Consider the following 15,977-nt stretch of genomic DNA (forward strand, 5'->3'; position numbering starts at 1 on the left):
GAACATTCCGGGAGGAGCCAATGCTGTCGCGCCTGTTTCAGTCCGTTCCAACGCGCAGGTTCCGGCGTCGTTCAGAACACCAGGTGGTGAAGCCGAAGCCTGCCATGCCGGCGAAACCTTGCCGCTGGCGCGCCCTTCACCTCGCCCTGCCACTGATGGTCTTCCTGTGCGGCGCGTCGCCAGCGGCCAACGCGGTCGTGCCGGGCACCGACGCCAATGTCGTCACAGCAATCGACGTATCGGACTCGATCGGCCGATATGAGGAATGGCTCCAGCAAACCGGGCTCGTGAGGGCGCTCGTCCACCCCGACTTCCTGCGCGCCGCCACCGCCGGCCCGCGGCGTCGGATCGGGTTCGCCGTCTTCACATGGTCAAGCGATGGCAAGTTCGACCTGTTGGTGCCCTGGACCGTCATCGACTCGGCCGAGGACGCCGCGCGCGTGTCTCAGGCGCTCGCTTCGGTGACGCTCATCGACCGAACCCATTACGGAGGCGGCGATATGGAGCAGGACCGCGACGGCGACGCTGATCCCGCGGCGATGCACGATCGTCTGACAGACATGTCGGAGGCGATCGCCTTTGCTTCGCTCCTGTTGACGTCATCGCCGCACGCGACGCAGCGCGCGGTCATGAACATCTGCGCCAACGGAACCGACAATTTCGCGGCCGGAACAGAATCCTCGCGAGACGCGGCGCTGGCGCAAGGTTTTACGATCAACGGATTGGTCCTGGGGCAGGATGCGGAACTTGCGCAATATTTCCGCTCCAGCGTGATCGGCGGTCCCGGAGCGTTCGCCATGGACATCTCGGATGCGAAAGACGCCGGTGAATTCATGACGAGGAAACTTGTTCGCGACCTGTTGGCGTCCGCGCCGGCAGATGCGCCTCGTTTCAGGATCGAGTGACCGTTTCGATGCACAACCACTCTGGCAGAACTGCTGCATGGCATGGCGTGCCGTCTTTTCGTCAATCCTCGCTTGAGCACGCCACAAGCGCTTCGCCCAGGCAATCGATACTCCAGGTCGGAAGGTCAGCCGGGCGGGCACTGTCCGTTTTGAGCGCTTGAAGGGGCTCTGTGCCTGTGCGATAGCCACTTTACGAAGCAGCAAATCTTGCGGAGAGCGCTCACATGGCGGGTGGACAAGGCATTATGGCCGGCAAGCGCGGGCTTGTCCTTGGCGTCGCGAACAATCGGTCGATCGCCTATGGCATCGCCAGGGCCTGCGTCGACCATGGCGCCGAGATCGCGCTGACCTATCAGGGCGAGGCGTTCAAGAAGCGCGTCGAGCCGCTGGCGGCGGAACTCAACGCCCATGTCGCCGGCCATTGCGATGTGACCGATCCGACAACGCTCGATGCGGTATTCGACGACATCGCCAAGCGTTGGGGCAAGCTCGATTTCCTCGTCCACGCCATCGCCTTTTCCGACAAGGACGAGCTGACAGGCCGCTATGTCGAGACGACGCGCGACAATTTCCTGCGCACGATGGACATCTCGGTGTTTTCCTTCACCACCATCGCCAAGCGCGCCGAGGCGCTGATGACCGATGGCGGCTCGCTGCTGACGTTGACTTATTACGGTGCGGAAAAAGTGATGCCGCACTACAACGTCATGGGTGTTGCCAAGGCGGCGCTCGAAGCCAGCGTGCGCTATCTGGCCGTCGACCTCGGCGCCAAGAAAATCCGCGTCAACGCCATCTCCGCCGGTCCGATCAAGACGCTGGCAGCCTCCGGCATCGGCGATTTTCGCTACATCTTGAAGTGGAACGAATACAATTCGCCGCTAAAGCAGACTGTGACGCAAGAGGAGGTCGGCGATTCAGCGGTCTATTTCCTTTCAAACCTTTCACGCGGCGTCACCGGCGAGATCCACCATGTCGATTCTGGCTACCATGTCGTCGGCATGAAGGCGGTCGACGCGCCTGATATTTCGACCGTCAAGGAATAGACCCGCCTCGAATATACCCTCCCGCCTGCTCTCGACCGCTCTCCGGATGACCTGATGTATCCGCTCGTCTACATCGCGCGCCATGGCCAGACGGTGTGGAACGCCGAGTCCCGGCTGCAAGGACAGGCCGACACCGATCTCAACCCGCTCGGCCGCGAGCAGGCGACCGGCAATGGCCGTCGACTGGCCGAATTCGTTGATAACCCCGAAGATTTCGATTTTGTCGCCAGCCCGATGCGGCGAACGCGTGAGACCATGGAACGCATTCGCATGGCGATGGGGCTCGATCCCCAAGCTTACCGCACCGATCCCCGCCTTGTCGAAATGAGCTTCGGCGACTGGCAGGGTTTCACCTTTCCCGAACTCGAGGCCCGGCATCTCGGCTCGGCCAGGGAGAGGCGCCTCGACAAGTGGAATTTCCTGCCGCCCGGCGAGGGCGCCGAAAGCTACCAAATGCTGCTCGAACGGGTAAAGCCGTGGTTCGACGCTCTGGACCGCCAGACGGTCTGCGTGACCCATGGCGGCGTCGTGCGCGCCCTGTTCCGCATGGTGCTGGGAATGCCCGAGAAAGAAGCCGCAAGGCTGAATGTGCCGCACGATCGGTTGCTCAGGCTGGAGGGCCGACGCCTGGAGTGGCTTTAATGGATGTCGCCCAAAAGCATGCCCGCGGGCCTGACCCGAGGGTGCGCCGCGACGCGCTTTAAGCGGCGACTGGGCTTCGGCCACGGTAAAATCGCTCGAACACCTTAGGTATTTCCTCGGCTGGAATGCCCAAACCCTTGTCGCGTATCGCAATCTCCGCGTGCCCGTCCATAACGGTCATGCTCAAGTTCACCGAGCGATCGCGCGGAGAATATTTTATGGCATTGTCCAGAATTATCACGAGAGCCTGTTTGAGCCGCTGCGCGTCGGCTGTGATCCAGACCGGACGGGTGCTGTAGGCCGCCTTGATCGAGATGCCCTTGGCGCGCCCCAGGATTTCGCCCTCGTGGACCGCATCGGCGACGATGATAACGAGGTCCGTTCGGCGGGGCTCGAAGCGTATTGTATCGGTTTCCGAACGAGAAAGAAAAACGAGATCGTCGACGAGGCGTCCCATCTCCAGGCTCTGAGTGACAATCCGTTCGAGCGCGTCGCGGTACACTGCCTCTGGCTTTGAACCATGGCGCAGCGGAATTTCCGCTTCACCGCGAAGCGCCGTCAGTGGAGTGCGCAGTTCATGGCTGATGTCGGCGAGGAACTGGACGCGCAACCGGTCGAGCTCCGTCAACCGCTGGTTCGCCGCGGCAAGCTCTGCCGTCCGTGCGGCAACTTGCTGCTCGAGTTCTGCTTTGGCAACGAGCAACCGGTCGCGCTGGTCTTGCTGATGCGTGGCCATTTCGTTGAACCGCTTGGCGAGCGCACCAAGTTCGTCGCGGCCATCAAAGGCGATCCGGTGGTCGAGATCACCACGACTGATCGCCTCCGTGCCTTCGGTCAGCAGGCCGATCGGACGCATCAATGATCGGGCGAGAAGGAAAGCAGCGACAAAGCAGAGAACCACGGCAGCCACCGCAAGCACGGCCGTCATCCAGGTCAAGCGTCGCCACAGTGCTTCTGCCTGCAGCTCGGTTCGCACAACCTCTTCCTCTTCGTCGCGCCGCGCGGCTTCCAGGATGTTCTCGAACTCGGCGTCGAAACGATTCTCGATATCCCGGCGAAAAATCCTGACCGCGTCCTCCTGGCGCCCCTGGTTGCGAAGATTGATTGCGTCCGACGTGGCTTTGGCGATTTCTCCGTAGAGCGTGCGCATCCGCGTGATGCGGAAGATCTCGTCACCTTCTTCCTCCTGTTTGCTGCTGCCCAGGAGAAACTCGGCTTCTCCCCTGGTCAGCTCTGCGAGCTTTTCGAATCCTGCCTCAAGTTCGGCGCGGGCGCTCTCGTAGTCGGGACGCTCCGGTTCGCCAATCAACAGGAACTCGGCAATCTGCTCAGAATATCGGTTGGCGTTGACCGTAAGTGCGGTGACAGCTTCCAGTTGGCTGTTGGCCCATTGCACGCGCTGCGTGTAGTAGGTTGTCGAGCGAATGGTGATGTAGACGATAGCCGCCATCATCACGACTGCCCCCACGACAATGAGCTGAAATACAAGAATGCGAGACCTGATGCCCATCGGTGTCCATCGGCGTTGAGAACCCGAAACCGATCGGATTCATGAATACTCACGTCCCCCCTTCGCGGCAGAGAAGGCCACCGTGCAGGATGGCTCGCGCAGATCGGCGCAACATTTCCGCGACGCCGTTCAGCACGGAGCAACCATAGAGGACCCGCTATTAAGGACACGAGAGATTCAGGTTAGAAATTGGTGAGAATGCAGTCCTGCCGTCCGAATTTGGCGACTTCACCCCGTGAGAGGTTAAGTTCAGCTGGACGCCGCAAGCCGAAGCAAGACTGGCTCGGCGGGTTTCATCGGGCGCAGAGTTGAAGGCCGTCGCGGGTGATTTGCGAGTCACTTACGAAACCGCCAGGAATCCCTGAAAGCCGTCTTCGCCAACACCGAGACCCATCGCCAGCCGAAACTGGTAGCGTTGCTCGCGAGAATAGCCAGCACCGCCCAGCTGAATGTGTCTATTCGGCTGTATCGCTATCCGGCAATTGCATGTCGGTGATGATGTTCTCGCCGTTTGTCTCGTCGTAGGCGATCACGATGTCCATGCCGGGTTTCAGCGCTTCGAGATCGGTTTCGGCGTTCAGCTTGTAGGATTTGCCGTCGTCGAGTGTCAGCGTCAACGTGTCCTTGTCGATCTCCTTGATCAGGCCTTCGGTCTGGCCGGCGAAGGCGGCGGTGGAAATCAGCAACATGGCGGCAACGGCGCCGATCGGGATACGCATCATCGTCCTCTTATCATTGCGCCGGTTCGGTGGCGGCGGGTGTTCAACAGACGGTGTTCAACAAACAGGTCGAGGGAAGCAGAAACCAACCGAATGTGTCAAAACTAAATCCGCCAGATCACAGTTTGACCCCTGCGGAAAACGCCAATAGAACGCAACTGCAGCGCCGCGCGTCCTGACGCAGAAACGACGCTGTGGCACTTTTGACTTTGCGCATGATCCTTCCCGAAATCGCTACGGTTTTCGGGGTCATGCGCTAAGCCGGCCTTTTGCCGGCAGGGCTGGTTTTCATGTCTCACAACACGTTTGGCCATCTTTTCCGCGTCACCACCTGGGGCGAAAGCCATGGCCCAGCGCTCGGCTGCGTGGTCGACGGCTGTCCGCCCGGTATCCGCTTCACGCGCGCCGAAATCCAGGCCGACCTCGACAGGCGCCGCCCGGGCCAATCGCGTTTTGTGACGCAGCGTCGCGAACCCGACGAGGTCAAGATCCTGTCCGGCTTCATCCTGGATGACGACGGCGAGACCATGATCACCACCGGCACGCCGGTGTCGATGCTGATCGAGAACGTCGACCAGCGCTCCAAGGACTATGGCGAGATCGCCCGCCAATACCGGCCGGGTCATGCCGATTATACCTACGACACCAAATACGGCCTGCGCGACTATCGCGGCGGCGGCCGTTCTTCGGCCCGCGAGACGGCGGCGCGGGTGGCGGCCGGAGCCTTGGCCCGCAAGGTCGTGCCCGGCATGACCGTGCGCGGCGCGCTGGTGTCGATGGGGGAAAAATCGATCGACCGCGCCAACTGGAACTGGAATTTCGTTGGCAACGCCGAAAATCCATTCTTCACGCCCGATCCGGCATCGGTCGCCGTCTTCACCGCGTATCTTGACGGCATCCGCAAGGCGGGTTCCTCGGTCGGCGCGGTAATCGAGATCGTCGCCGACGGCGTTCCGGCGGGCCTCGGCGCGCCGATCTACGCCAAGCTCGACCAGGACATTGCCTCGGGCCTGATGTCGATCAATGCCGTCAAGGGTGTCGAGATCGGCAACGGCTTCGAGGCCGCCCGCATCACCGGCGAAGAAAATGCCGACGAGATGCGTATCGGCAATGACGGCAAGCCGGTCTTCCTGTCCAACAATGCCGGCGGCCTCCTCGGCGGCATCTCGACCGGCCAGGCGATCGTCGCACGTTTCGCCGTCAAGCCGACCTCGTCGATCCTGACCCCGCGAAAGTCGATCGACAAGGACGGCAACGACGTCGAGATCATGACCAAGGGCCGGCACGATCCGTGCGTCGGCATCCGCGCCGTGCCGATCGGCGAGGCGATGGTTGCCTGCGCGATCGCCGATCACTATCTGCGTCATCGGGGACAAACGGGAAGGCAGTAGGGCAGTAGGGCAGTAGGTTACGTGACCCGCCGAGACGCCAAACTTTTTCCTTTTCCTTACTGCCCTACTGCCCTACTGCCTTACTCCCCTGTTATCGCGAGCGAAGCGAGCGTCCATGCCTTACGACCAGAAGAAGATCGTCGAAGCCCTGCGCGCCTTCGAACGCGGCGAGATTGTCGTCGTCATGGACGATGACGGGCGCGAGAACGAGGGCGACCTGATCGTCGCCGCCGTCCATTGCACGCCGGAAAAGATGGCGTTCATCGTCCGCAATACCTCTGGTATCGTCTGCACGCCGATGCCGCGCGAGGAGGCCAAGCGCCTCAACCTGTCGCCGATGGTCGCCGACAATGACTCGGCCCACACCACCGCCTTCACCGTCAGCGTCGATTTCAAGCACGGCACCACGACGGGCATTTCGGCCGACGACCGCACATTGACCGTGCGCAACCTTGCCAACGGCAATGTCGGCGCCTCCGATTTCGTCCGCCCCGGCCACATCTTTCCGCTGATTGCGCGCGAAGGCGGTGTGCTGATGCGTTCGGGCCATACCGAAGCCGCGGTCGATTTGTGCAAGCTTGCCGGCCTGTCGCCGGTCGGTGTCATTTCCGAGCTGGTCAATGATGACGGCACCGTGATGCGCGGCCCGCAGGTGCAGGCCTTCGCCGAAACGAACGGTTTGAAGCAGATTTCGGTCGCCGACCTCATCGCCTATCGCCAGCGTAAGGAAACGCTGGTCGAGCGTGTCGCCTGTTCGGAGATCGACACGCCCGGCGGCAAGGCCCAGGTGTTCACCTACACGCTGCCCTGGGACTCGATGCACCATGTGGCGATCGTCTTCGGCGACATCCGCGACGGCGAGGAGGTACCGGTGCGGTTGCATTCCGAGGATGTTGTGACGGACGTCTTCGGCACCGGCCACAGGCTGGACGGCATCATGAAATCGATGGGCGAGCGTCGGCGCGGCGTCATCGTCTATCTGCGCGAAGGTTCCGTCGGCGTCGCCCATCAGGAGCGCAACCGGCCGGCCGCCGGCGACCGCGAGGACCATGAAGAGGCGCGCCGCCGCGAAAGCGAATGGCGCGAGATCGGCCTCGGCGCGCAAATCCTGAAGGATCTGGGCATTTCCTCGATCACACTGATTGCCTCGCGCGAACGCCACTATGTCGGCCTCGAAGGTTTTGGCATCCATATCGCCAATACCGAAATTCTTTAGGGCTGGTTTAGCGGATCGCCGGGTGCGTCCGGTCCCGCTTGGGACCGGACGCCTGAAGACTATTCGGCAGGAACCGCGGCGGCGTCGCGCGCGGGGATGTCAGAATCCGTGGCAAGGCTGCGCTGGCCGGCGAGCACGGTGACCAGCGCGACAGTGCCCGCCGCCACCGACACCAGGAAGCCGCTCTGTGCACCGAAGGCGTCCACCACCCATCCGGCGGCAAAGGAGCCGAGCGCCATGCCGATGCCAATGCCGGTCATGACCCAGGTCACGCCCTCGGTCAGCATCGCCTCCGGCACGCGCCGCTCGATCAGGCCGAATGCCGTGATGAAGGTCGGCGAGATCGCCACACCGCTAACGAAGACAGTCAGCGCCAGAAGCGGCACCGTGTCTGCGACAAGCAGCGGCAGCGTGGTGAGCGCGATGATGGCGACCGCGATGGCAAGCTGAATTTGCAGCGGTGTTTTCAGGTTCAGCGCGCCGAGGACGATGCCGACGACGAACGATCCGAGAGCGTAGACGCCGATAACGAGGCTGGCGGCGCCCGGCTGGCCGAGCTCCTTGGTGATCGCCACCGTGCTAACCTCCGTGGTCGCGAAGGTCGCGCCGATGAAGATCAGGGCGAAAGTGATGATTTGGACCGGCCGCAGGCGGATTGCCGATCCGCGCGCACCCTGGTCGACCGGTCGCACGCGCGGCTCGGTCGAGCGCTGCAGGATAAGGGCTGTCGAGCCGAAGGCGAGGAACAATGTGCTCGCCAACATTCCCGCTTCCGGGAAAAGCGCGACGCTCAGGCCAACCGACAGCGAAGCCCCGGCGATGTAGACCAGCTCGTCCGCCGCCGATTCGAAGGCGAACGCCGTGTTCATCTCGGGGCGATCCCGGAAGAGCTCTGTCCAGCGCGCGCGTACCATTGCTGGGATGCTGGGCATTGCGGCGGCCAGCAGCGCTGATACGAACAGTGTCCATATCGGCAAGTCCTGATTGGCCGCCGCAATCAGCACCACGAAGGCGAGCACGGAAATAACAGTGGTGGGCGCCACAATCCGCGCCTGGCCGAGGCGGTCCACCAGCCGCGATATCTGCGGCGCGACAAAAGCATTGGCCAGCGCATATGTCGCGGCGACGGCGCCGGCCAGCCAGTACTCGCCGTGCGTCTGCGACAGCATCGCGACGATTCCGATCGGAGCCATGGCCATCGGCATCCGGGCAACGAAGCCGGCTGCGGCGAAGCCCTTGGCTCCCCTTGCCTTGAAGATTTCGCGATAGGGATTGGGCATGAGAACACTCCTGGATTTTTGAGGCCCAGCCACTTATATACGTGGCGTATGCAAATCAGATAATGACATACGTAGCGTATGTCAATTAATATACGAGACGTATGTGAAGGAATGGGCGAATGGGGCACAAACCACGCAAGGAGATGATCGCCGAAACCCGCGCCAAACTGGTCGCGGCGGCGCGCCATGCCTTTGGCACTGTCGGCTATGCCGAGGCCTCGATGGACGACTTCACCGCATCGGCCGGGCTGACGCGCGGCGCGCTTTATCATCACTTCGGCGACAAGAAGGGCCTTCTCCAGGCGGTTATCGCCGAGATCGACGCGGAGATGTTGGCCCGGTTGAAGATCGTTTCGGCCAGGGCGGACACTCTCTGGCAGGGCTTTGTCGACGAATGCACCGCCTATATCGAGATGGCGCTGGAGCCGGAGATCCAGCGTATTGTCCTTCGCGACGGACCGGCGGTGCTCGGCGATCCTTCGCAATGGCCGAGCCAGAACGAATGCATCCGCTCGATGAGCGAGAACCTTCAAAAGCTGAGGGACGAGGGAACCATCGTTGCCGTTGATCCCGAAGCCGCAGCAAGGCTGGTCAGCGGCGCCTCGCTACATGCCGCGCAGTGGATCGCAAATTCGGAAAATCCAGAAGCGACGTCGAAAAAGGCGGTGAAGGCGTTCAACGTGCTTTTGGAGGGACTGCTCAGGCAAGGCCGCAGGATTGGCCGTCCACAAGCACCGGCTGAGGTGGACAAATCGCCGGCCTGAGCCTGTATCAAGACCACCAAAGGCAAGGCGCGACCTCGAATGGGACGGGCGAAGCGCGCCTCAAGATTCGGGCAGCTCGCGCCGGACCCAACCAGCACCCAACGCCTAAACCCTGTTGAACGTCTGCCTTTGGCGGTTGCAAAACATGGTCAAAGCCGCCGGGCGCGCCTATATCGGGGGCATGGTCACAAGGCTTTATACCCACGCGATCTTCCTCGAGCATATAACGCCGCCCGGTCATCCGGAGCGGCCGGACCGCCTGCGCGCCATCGAGCGCGTGCTCGACGACGAGGCCTTTGCGGCCCTTGATCGTGCCGAGGCGCCGGAAGGCGACGAGGCCACCATCCTCTACGCACACCCGCAGGAATTCGTCGAACGGGTCCGCGCTTTGATGCCGGACACCGGTATCGCTCGTGTCGACGCCGACACCACCGCCAGCCCGAAAAGCTGGCAGGCGGCCGTCACGGCGATCGGCGCTGCCAACGCCGCCGTCGACGATGTCTTTCGGGGCGACGTGGCCAATGTCTTTGTCGCCGCCCGGCCGCCCGGCCACCACGCCGAAAAGACCACGTCCATGGGCTTCTGCCTGTTCAACACCGCGGCGATCGCGGCGCGCTACGCGCAAAGGCAGCACCAGGCCGAGCGTGTTGCCATCGTCGACTGGGACGTCCACCACGGCAATGGCACGCAGGATATTTTCTGGGACGATCCCTCGGTGCTCTATTGCTCGACGCACCAGATGCCGCTTTACCCGGGGACCGGGGCGGTGAGCGAAACCGGCGCCGGCAACATCGTCAACGCGCCGCTGGCGCCGCAGACCGGCAGCGAGGTTTTTCGCGACGCTTTCCTGTCGCGGATCTTGCCGGCGCTCGACAATTTCGCGCCCGACCTCATCATCATTTCCGCCGGCTTCGACGCGCACCACCGCGATCCGCTGGCCGAGATCAACCTGACCGAGGACGATTTCGACTGGGCAACCGGCCAGTTGATGCAGCGCGCCGGTCGCCACAGCGACAACCGGCTCGTCAGCCTGCTCGAGGGCGGCTACGATCTGCAGGGATTGGCATTTTCGGTCGCCGCCCATGTCGGGCGACTGATGAAAGGATAGACGATGGCTGGTGAGAGCAACGAAGACGTCAAGGCGATGAGCTTCGAGCAGGCGCTCGACGCGCTGGAGAAAATCGTCGATGATCTGGAGCGCGGCGACGTGCCGCTCGACCAGTCGATTCGCATCTATGAGCGCGGCGAGGCGCTAAAACTCCATTGCGACCGGCTGCTCAAGGCGGCCGAGGACAAGGTCGAGAAGATCAGGCTTTCGCGCGACGGCAAGCCGGTGGGGACCGAGCCGCTGGATGCGGAGTAAAGCACGGTCTCCAACGACAATTTCGCCGTGCGGCTTTTCGACATGATCATGATTGAGGATAATACTCATCCCGCTTGAAATGGCTCCAGGACGAGAGGAGATTGCGAACGATGTGCAGAAACATCAAGACCCTGTTCAATTTCGATCCGCCGGCAACCGATGACGAGGTCCGCGATGCCGCACTTCAGTTTGTCCGCAAGCTGAGCGGAACGACACGGCCGTCGAAACAGAACCAGCATGCGTTCGACCACGCCGTCGAGGCCATAGCCGCGTCTGCACGCGAATTGCTGGACAGCCTCGAGACGACACAGCATCCGCGCAATCGCGACGAGGTGGCGGCCAAGGCGAAAGCCAGGTCTGCACTCCGCTTCGCCTGAGGAAGACCGCATGAGCTTCTTCCCCGGAAACGACCCTCTGCCCGGTGACGCCTTCGCCAGCGACCAGATCGAACTGATGGTTATTCCGAACGCCAAGGACATTGGCGGCTTTCAGGTTCGCCGTGCCTTGCCGACCGCCAGGCGTCGGCTGGTCGGTCCGTTCATCTTCTTCGATCGCATGGGACCGGCGATTTTGCGGGCCGGCCAGGCGCTCGATGTCCGCCCGCATCCCCATATCGGCCTGTCGACCGTCACTTACCTGTTCGACGGCAAGATCAGGCATCGCGATTCGCTCGGCACCGAAATGGTCATCCAGCCCGGCGACGTGAATTTGATGACCGCCGGTCGCGGCATCGTCCATTCCGAGCGTACGCCGCAGGAGCTGCGCGGTGCGCCGATGTCGGTTTCCGGCCTGCAGACATGGCTGGCGCTGCCGGACGATAAAGAGGAGGTCGACCCGATCTTCGAGAATACGGCGGCCATGCGTCTGCCCGAAATCGACGCTGAAGGCGTCAGCGGGCGCGTTGTCATTGGCGCGTTTGCCGGGCTGCGGTCACCGGTCGTGACCGCTTCGGACACGCTCTATGCAGACCTCAGCCTGGCGCCCGGCGCCAGCGTGAAAATCCCTGCCGATGCCGAGGAGCGCGCCATCTATACGTTGGAAGGCGAGGTTTCGATCTCCGGTGACCGCTTCCCGGCAGAGCGGCTTTTGGTGTTCCGGCCCGGCGACGAGATCGTCGTGTCGTCGGAGGGTGGAGCGCATTTCATGCTGTTCGGCGGCGCCTCGCTCGGCTCCAAGCGCTACATCTGGTGGAATTTCGTGTCATCGTCGAAGGAACGCATCGAACAGGCGAAAGAAGAATGGAAGACAGGCCGTTTCGATATCGTTCCGGGGGATGAAGAAGAGTTCATTCCGCTGCCGGACAACTAGAGCGCCGCGCGTCCTTTTTGACGCGTAAACGAAACCCTAACAGTTTGAAGCTATGCCGCGTCACTCGCACGCATTTACATTCGCCGGCCAGCAGCCTATTTCGCAGATGAATAAAAAGCAGGCCCCAGCACCAGTGAACGCAAAGCTCCATACGCCACTTCTCGACAAGGTCCGCATCCCGGCCGACCTCAGGACGCTTGACGAACGTCATCTGCCGCAATTGGCATCGGAGCTTCGCACCGAGTTGATCGATGCCGTGTCGCATACCGGCGGACATCTCGGTGCCGGGCTTGGCGTGGTCGAACTGACGGTGGCATTGCACTATGTCTTCAACACGCCAGACGACCGGCTGATCTGGGATGTCGGTCACCAGGCCTATCCGCACAAGATCCTGACCGGCCGCCGCGACCGTATCCGCACGCTGCGGCAAGAGGGCGGCCTGTCCGGTTTCACCCAGCGCGCCGAGAGCGAATACGATCCGTTCGGCGCCGCCCACTCCTCGACCTCGATCTCCGCCGGCCTCGGCATGGCAATGGCACGCGATCTCTCCGGGGGCCGCAACAATGTCATTGCCGTTATCGGCGACGGCGCCATGTCGGCCGGCATGGCCTATGAGGCGATGAACAATGCCGGCGCGCTCGATGCCCGGCTGATCGTCATCCTCAACGACAACGACATGTCGATCGCTCCGCCGACCGGGGCGATGAGCGCCTATCTGGCCCGCCTGGCGTCGGGCAAGGCCTATCTGGGCTTGCGCGATTTCGGCAAGAAGCTGACCTCCTATCTCGGCGAGCGCGCCGATCGCGCCATCAAGCGGGCGGTCGAGCATGCGCGCGGTTACGTCACCGGCGGCACGCTGTTCGAGGAAATGGGTTTTTATCACATCGGCCCGATCGACGGTCACAATCTCGAGCACCTGATCCCGGTGCTGAAGAACGTCCGCGACAATGCCGACGGTCCGGTGCTGATCCACGTCGTGACCCAGAAGGGCAAGGGCTATGGACCGGCCGAGGCGGCCGCCGACAAATATCATGGCGTCAACAAATTCGACGTCATCACCGGCGCGCAGGCCAAGGCGCCGGCCAACGCGCCGAGCTACACGAAAGTCTTTGCCGAAAGCCTGGTCCAGGAAGGCCGTGAAGATGATCGCATCGTCGCCATCACCGCCGCCATGCCGAACGGCACCGGCCTCGACCTCTTCGGCGAGGCGTTCCCGTCGAGGACCTTCGATGTCGGTATCGCCGAGCAACACGCGGTGACTTTCGCCGCCGGCCTTGCCACCGAAGGCTTCAAACCTTTCGCGGCGATCTATTCGACCTTCCTGCAGCGCGCCTACGACCAGGTCGTCCACGACGTGGCGATCCAGAAACTGCCGGTGCGCTTTCCGATCGATCGCGCCGGCTTCGTCGGGGCCGACGGGGCGACCCATTGCGGCGCCTTCGACACGACTTTTTTGGCGACGCTTCCCGGTTTCGTCGTCATGGCCGCGGCGGATGAGGCGGAACTGCGACACATGGTGCGCACGGCGGCAAGCTACGATGACGGCCCCATCGCCTTCCGCTACCCGCGCGGCAACGGCGTCGGCGTCGACCTGCCGGAGCGTGGCTCGGTTCTCGAAATCGGCAAGGGCCGCATCGTCAGGGAAGGCACCAAGGTTGCACTGCTTTCGTTCGGCACGCGGCTGCAGGATTGCCTGGCTGCGGCCGAGGAGCTCGGCGCGGCAGGGCTTTCCACCACGGTCGCCGATGCTCGTTTCGCCAAGCCGCTCGACGAGGATTTGATCCGGCGGCTGGCGCGCTCGCACGAAGTGCTGGTAACAGTGGAAGAGGGCGCGGTCGGTGGCTTCGCCAGCCATGTGCTGCAATTCCTCGCCCATGAAGGGCTGCTGGAAAACGGCCTGAAGGTACGCCCGCTTGTACTGCCCGACACTTTTGTCGATCACGCCAAGCCCGAAAAGATGTATGCCGACGCCGGGCTTGATGCCGTCGGTATCGTGCGCACCGTCTTCGTGGCGCTGGGACACACCGCCAGCGCGCAAAGCGCCTGAATCAAAGTCTCAACGGCTTGCATCAGTTTGCCGACCGGCGGTCGTAACTGACTGTTTGCGTTGTCATTGGCATTGGCATTCGCCTTCGATGAACTCGCGTGCAATGGCCGGGCAAGTGTCGCTCTCGTGTCATGTTGCAATGCGGGATGATCTCGCTCTATAGAGGGTCATTCGATCGGACCCGGTGAAAATCCGGGTGGCTCTTCCGGCCGCCGACCCGCCGGACAACGCAACCGCCATTCATAAGCCTTTGAACGGATCGTCCGATCTGAGCGGTTTTGTGTTTCAATGGACATTTCATGCATTCGCTTACTGCTTACCGCGACCAGTGGTGCGGCAACATTCGCGGCGACGTCCTTGCAGGTCTGGTGGTCGCCCTGGCGCTCATCCCTGAAGCCATCGCCTTTTCCATCATCGCCGGCGTCGATCCGAAGATCGGCCTCTACGCCTCCTTCCCGATCGCGGTAATCGTCGCCATCACCGGCGGCCGTCCCGGGATGATTTCGGCGGCCACCGCCGCGACCGCAGTGCTGATGGTGACTTTGGTCAAGGAGCATGGGCTTCAGTATCTCCTGGCCGCCACGGTCCTTGCTGGTCTCATTCAGATCGCCGCTGGGCTGCTGCGCCTCGGCTACGTCATGCGTTTCGTGTCGCGCTCGGTGATGACAGGCTTCGTCAACGCGCTCGCGATCCTCATCTTCATGGCGCAGCTGCCGGAACTCATCGCCGTGCCGTGGCTGACCTATGTGATGGTCGCGGCCGGGCTCGGCATCATCTATCTGTTTCCGTTGCTGACGAAATCGATACCCTCGCCGCTGGTCTGCATCCTGGTGCTGACGGCGATTGCCATGTATTTCGGTTTCGACATCAGGACGGTGGGCGACATGGGCGAACTGCCCTCGACGCTGCCCATCTTCCTTATCCCGCAGATTCCGCTGAACCTGGAAACGCTGACGATCATCCTGCCTTATTCGGCGGCGGTGGCCGCTGTCGGATTGCTGGAATCGTTGATGACCGCCTCGATCGTCGACGACCTGACAGATACGCCCAGCGACAAGAACCAGGAATGCATCGGTCAGGGCATCGCCAACACCGCGACCGGTTTCATCGGCGGCATGGCCGGTTGCGCCATGATTGGCCAGTCGATCATCAACGTGAAGTCGGGTGGACGCGGGCGGCTTTCGACTTTCTGCGCAGGCATATTCCTGCTGTTCATGATCGTCGTGCTTGGCGAATGGGTGAAGCAGATACCGATGGCGGCACTCGTCGCAATCATGATCATGGTCTCGATCGGAACATTCTCCTGGTCGTCGATCAGAAACCTCAAGCATCACCCGCGCAGTTCGTCGATCGTCATGCTCGCTACGGTCATCTGCGTCGTCTTCACCCATAATTTGGCGATCGGCGTCCTTGTCGGCGTTCTTCTGTCCGGCATTTTCTTTGCCTGGAAGATCGCGCAAATTTTCCGGGTCACCTCGACGCTATCGCAGGATGGGACGGCCCGGACCTATGTCGTCGAAGGCCAGGTCTTCTTTGCGTCGGCTGACGACTTCACCGCCGCCTTCGATTTCAAGGAAGCGCTTGAGAAGGTCACCATCGATGTCAGCCGGGCGCATATCTGGGACATCTCCAGCGTCGCAGCGCTCGACATGATCGTGCTGAAGTTCCGCCGCGAGGGTGCGGTCGTCGACATCATAGGGCTGAACGAGGCGAGCGAGACGATCGTGGACAGGCTCGCCATTCACGACAAGCCAGGCGCGCTGGAACGTCTCATGGGCCACTAAGGGAG

Annotated in this window: 15 protein-coding genes and 1 other annotated feature; of the genes, 12 read left to right on the forward strand and 3 right to left on the reverse strand. The window is 62.2% G+C overall.

Annotation, left to right across the window (positions count from 1 at the left end; genetic code table 11):
• Positions 1-104 precede the first annotated feature (104 nt).
• From M727_RS0108555 to M727_RS0108565, 3 genes are all read left to right on the forward strand, one after another.
• A complete protein-coding gene (locus M727_RS0108555) occupies positions 105-905 on the forward strand; it encodes a DUF1194 domain-containing protein (RefSeq protein ID WP_198032616.1) in 801 nt (266 codons plus the stop codon).
• 224 nt (positions 906-1,129) lie between these two features.
• Positions 1,130-1,948, forward strand: a complete 819-nt coding sequence (fabI, locus tag M727_RS0108560; protein ID WP_027152338.1) for an enoyl-ACP reductase FabI — start codon at positions 1,130-1,132, stop codon at positions 1,946-1,948.
• Between the two features lie 54 nt (positions 1,949-2,002).
• Positions 2,003-2,590, forward strand: a complete 588-nt coding sequence (locus tag M727_RS0108565; protein WP_027152339.1) for a histidine phosphatase family protein — start codon at positions 2,003-2,005, stop codon at positions 2,588-2,590.
• 58 nt (positions 2,591-2,648) lie between these two features.
• Here M727_RS0108565 and M727_RS36060 read toward each other — a convergent pair whose 3' ends face one another.
• On the reverse strand, positions 2,649-4,100 hold the full coding sequence (locus M727_RS36060; RefSeq protein WP_245268507.1) for a HAMP domain-containing protein: 1,452 nt from the start codon (positions 4,098-4,100) through the stop codon (positions 2,649-2,651).
• A gap of 455 nt (positions 4,101-4,555) precedes the next feature.
• Positions 4,556-4,819, reverse strand: coding sequence for a DUF1344 domain-containing protein (locus M727_RS0108575; protein ID WP_027152340.1), 264 nt, complete (start codon positions 4,817-4,819; stop codon positions 4,556-4,558).
• 290 nt (positions 4,820-5,109) lie between these two features.
• Between M727_RS0108575 and aroC the strand changes: the two genes are divergently transcribed.
• Both aroC and ribB read left to right on the forward strand, forming a co-directional pair.
• Positions 5,110-6,210 (forward strand): chorismate synthase, encoded by a 1,101-nt coding sequence (gene aroC / locus M727_RS0108580; protein ID WP_027152341.1) that lies wholly within the window; start codon positions 5,110-5,112, stop codon positions 6,208-6,210.
• A 115-nt stretch (positions 6,211-6,325) separates the two neighbouring features.
• Positions 6,326-7,426 carry a 3,4-dihydroxy-2-butanone-4-phosphate synthase gene (gene ribB / locus M727_RS0108585; protein ID WP_027152342.1) on the forward strand — a complete coding sequence of 367 codons (1,101 nt, stop codon included), beginning with the start codon at positions 6,326-6,328 and terminating at the stop codon, positions 7,424-7,426.
• Positions 7,427-7,485: 59 nt separating this feature from the next.
• Here the strand turns inward: ribB and M727_RS0108590 are convergent, their stop codons facing one another.
• Positions 7,486-8,706 (reverse strand): MFS transporter, encoded by a 1,221-nt coding sequence (locus tag M727_RS0108590; protein ID WP_027152343.1) that lies wholly within the window; start codon positions 8,704-8,706, stop codon positions 7,486-7,488.
• A 119-nt stretch (positions 8,707-8,825) separates the two neighbouring features.
• Here M727_RS0108590 and M727_RS36065 point away from each other — a divergent pair, with 119 nt between their 5' ends.
• The 7 genes from M727_RS36065 to M727_RS0108625 all read left to right on the forward strand — a co-directional run bounded on the left by M727_RS36065 (position 8,826) and on the right by M727_RS0108625 (position 15,972).
• On the forward strand, positions 8,826-9,470 hold the full coding sequence (locus M727_RS36065; protein ID WP_051505564.1) for a TetR/AcrR family transcriptional regulator: 645 nt from the start codon (positions 8,826-8,828) through the stop codon (positions 9,468-9,470).
• 181 nt (positions 9,471-9,651) lie between these two features.
• Positions 9,652-10,578, forward strand: a complete 927-nt coding sequence (locus M727_RS0108600) for a histone deacetylase family protein (protein WP_027152344.1) — start codon at positions 9,652-9,654, stop codon at positions 10,576-10,578.
• A gap of 3 nt (positions 10,579-10,581) precedes the next feature.
• Complete coding sequence (locus tag M727_RS0108605) at positions 10,582-10,833, forward strand: exodeoxyribonuclease VII small subunit (RefSeq protein ID WP_023799340.1); 252 nt, start codon at positions 10,582-10,584, stop codon at positions 10,831-10,833.
• Between the two features lie 110 nt (positions 10,834-10,943).
• Entirely contained in the window at positions 10,944-11,210 is a 267-nt protein-coding gene (locus tag M727_RS0108610; protein ID WP_023799339.1) for a DUF2277 domain-containing protein, read from the forward strand.
• Positions 11,211-11,220: 10 nt separating this feature from the next.
• Positions 11,221-12,141 (forward strand): pirin family protein, encoded by a 921-nt coding sequence (locus M727_RS0108615; protein WP_027152345.1) that lies wholly within the window; start codon positions 11,221-11,223, stop codon positions 12,139-12,141.
• Positions 12,142-12,247: 106 nt separating this feature from the next.
• Positions 12,248-14,188: a 1-deoxy-D-xylulose-5-phosphate synthase gene (gene dxs, locus M727_RS0108620; protein WP_198032617.1), complete on the forward strand. Its 1,941-nt coding sequence runs from the start codon at positions 12,248-12,250 to the stop codon at positions 14,186-14,188.
• A 174-nt stretch (positions 14,189-14,362) separates the two neighbouring features.
• Positions 14,363-14,418 (forward strand) — a sequence feature (sul1 is cis-regulatory element that is thought to sense ions involved in sulfur or methionine metabolism; They are found in Alphaproteobacteria).
• Between the two features lie 69 nt (positions 14,419-14,487).
• A complete protein-coding gene (locus M727_RS0108625; protein WP_027152347.1) occupies positions 14,488-15,972 on the forward strand; it encodes a SulP family inorganic anion transporter in 1,485 nt (494 codons plus the stop codon).
• The last annotated feature ends 5 nt before the right edge of the window (positions 15,973-15,977 follow it).

It is taken from the genome of Mesorhizobium sp. WSM2561 (assembly GCF_000513915.1).
Taxonomy (GTDB): domain Bacteria; phylum Pseudomonadota; class Alphaproteobacteria; order Rhizobiales; family Rhizobiaceae; genus Mesorhizobium; species Mesorhizobium muleiense.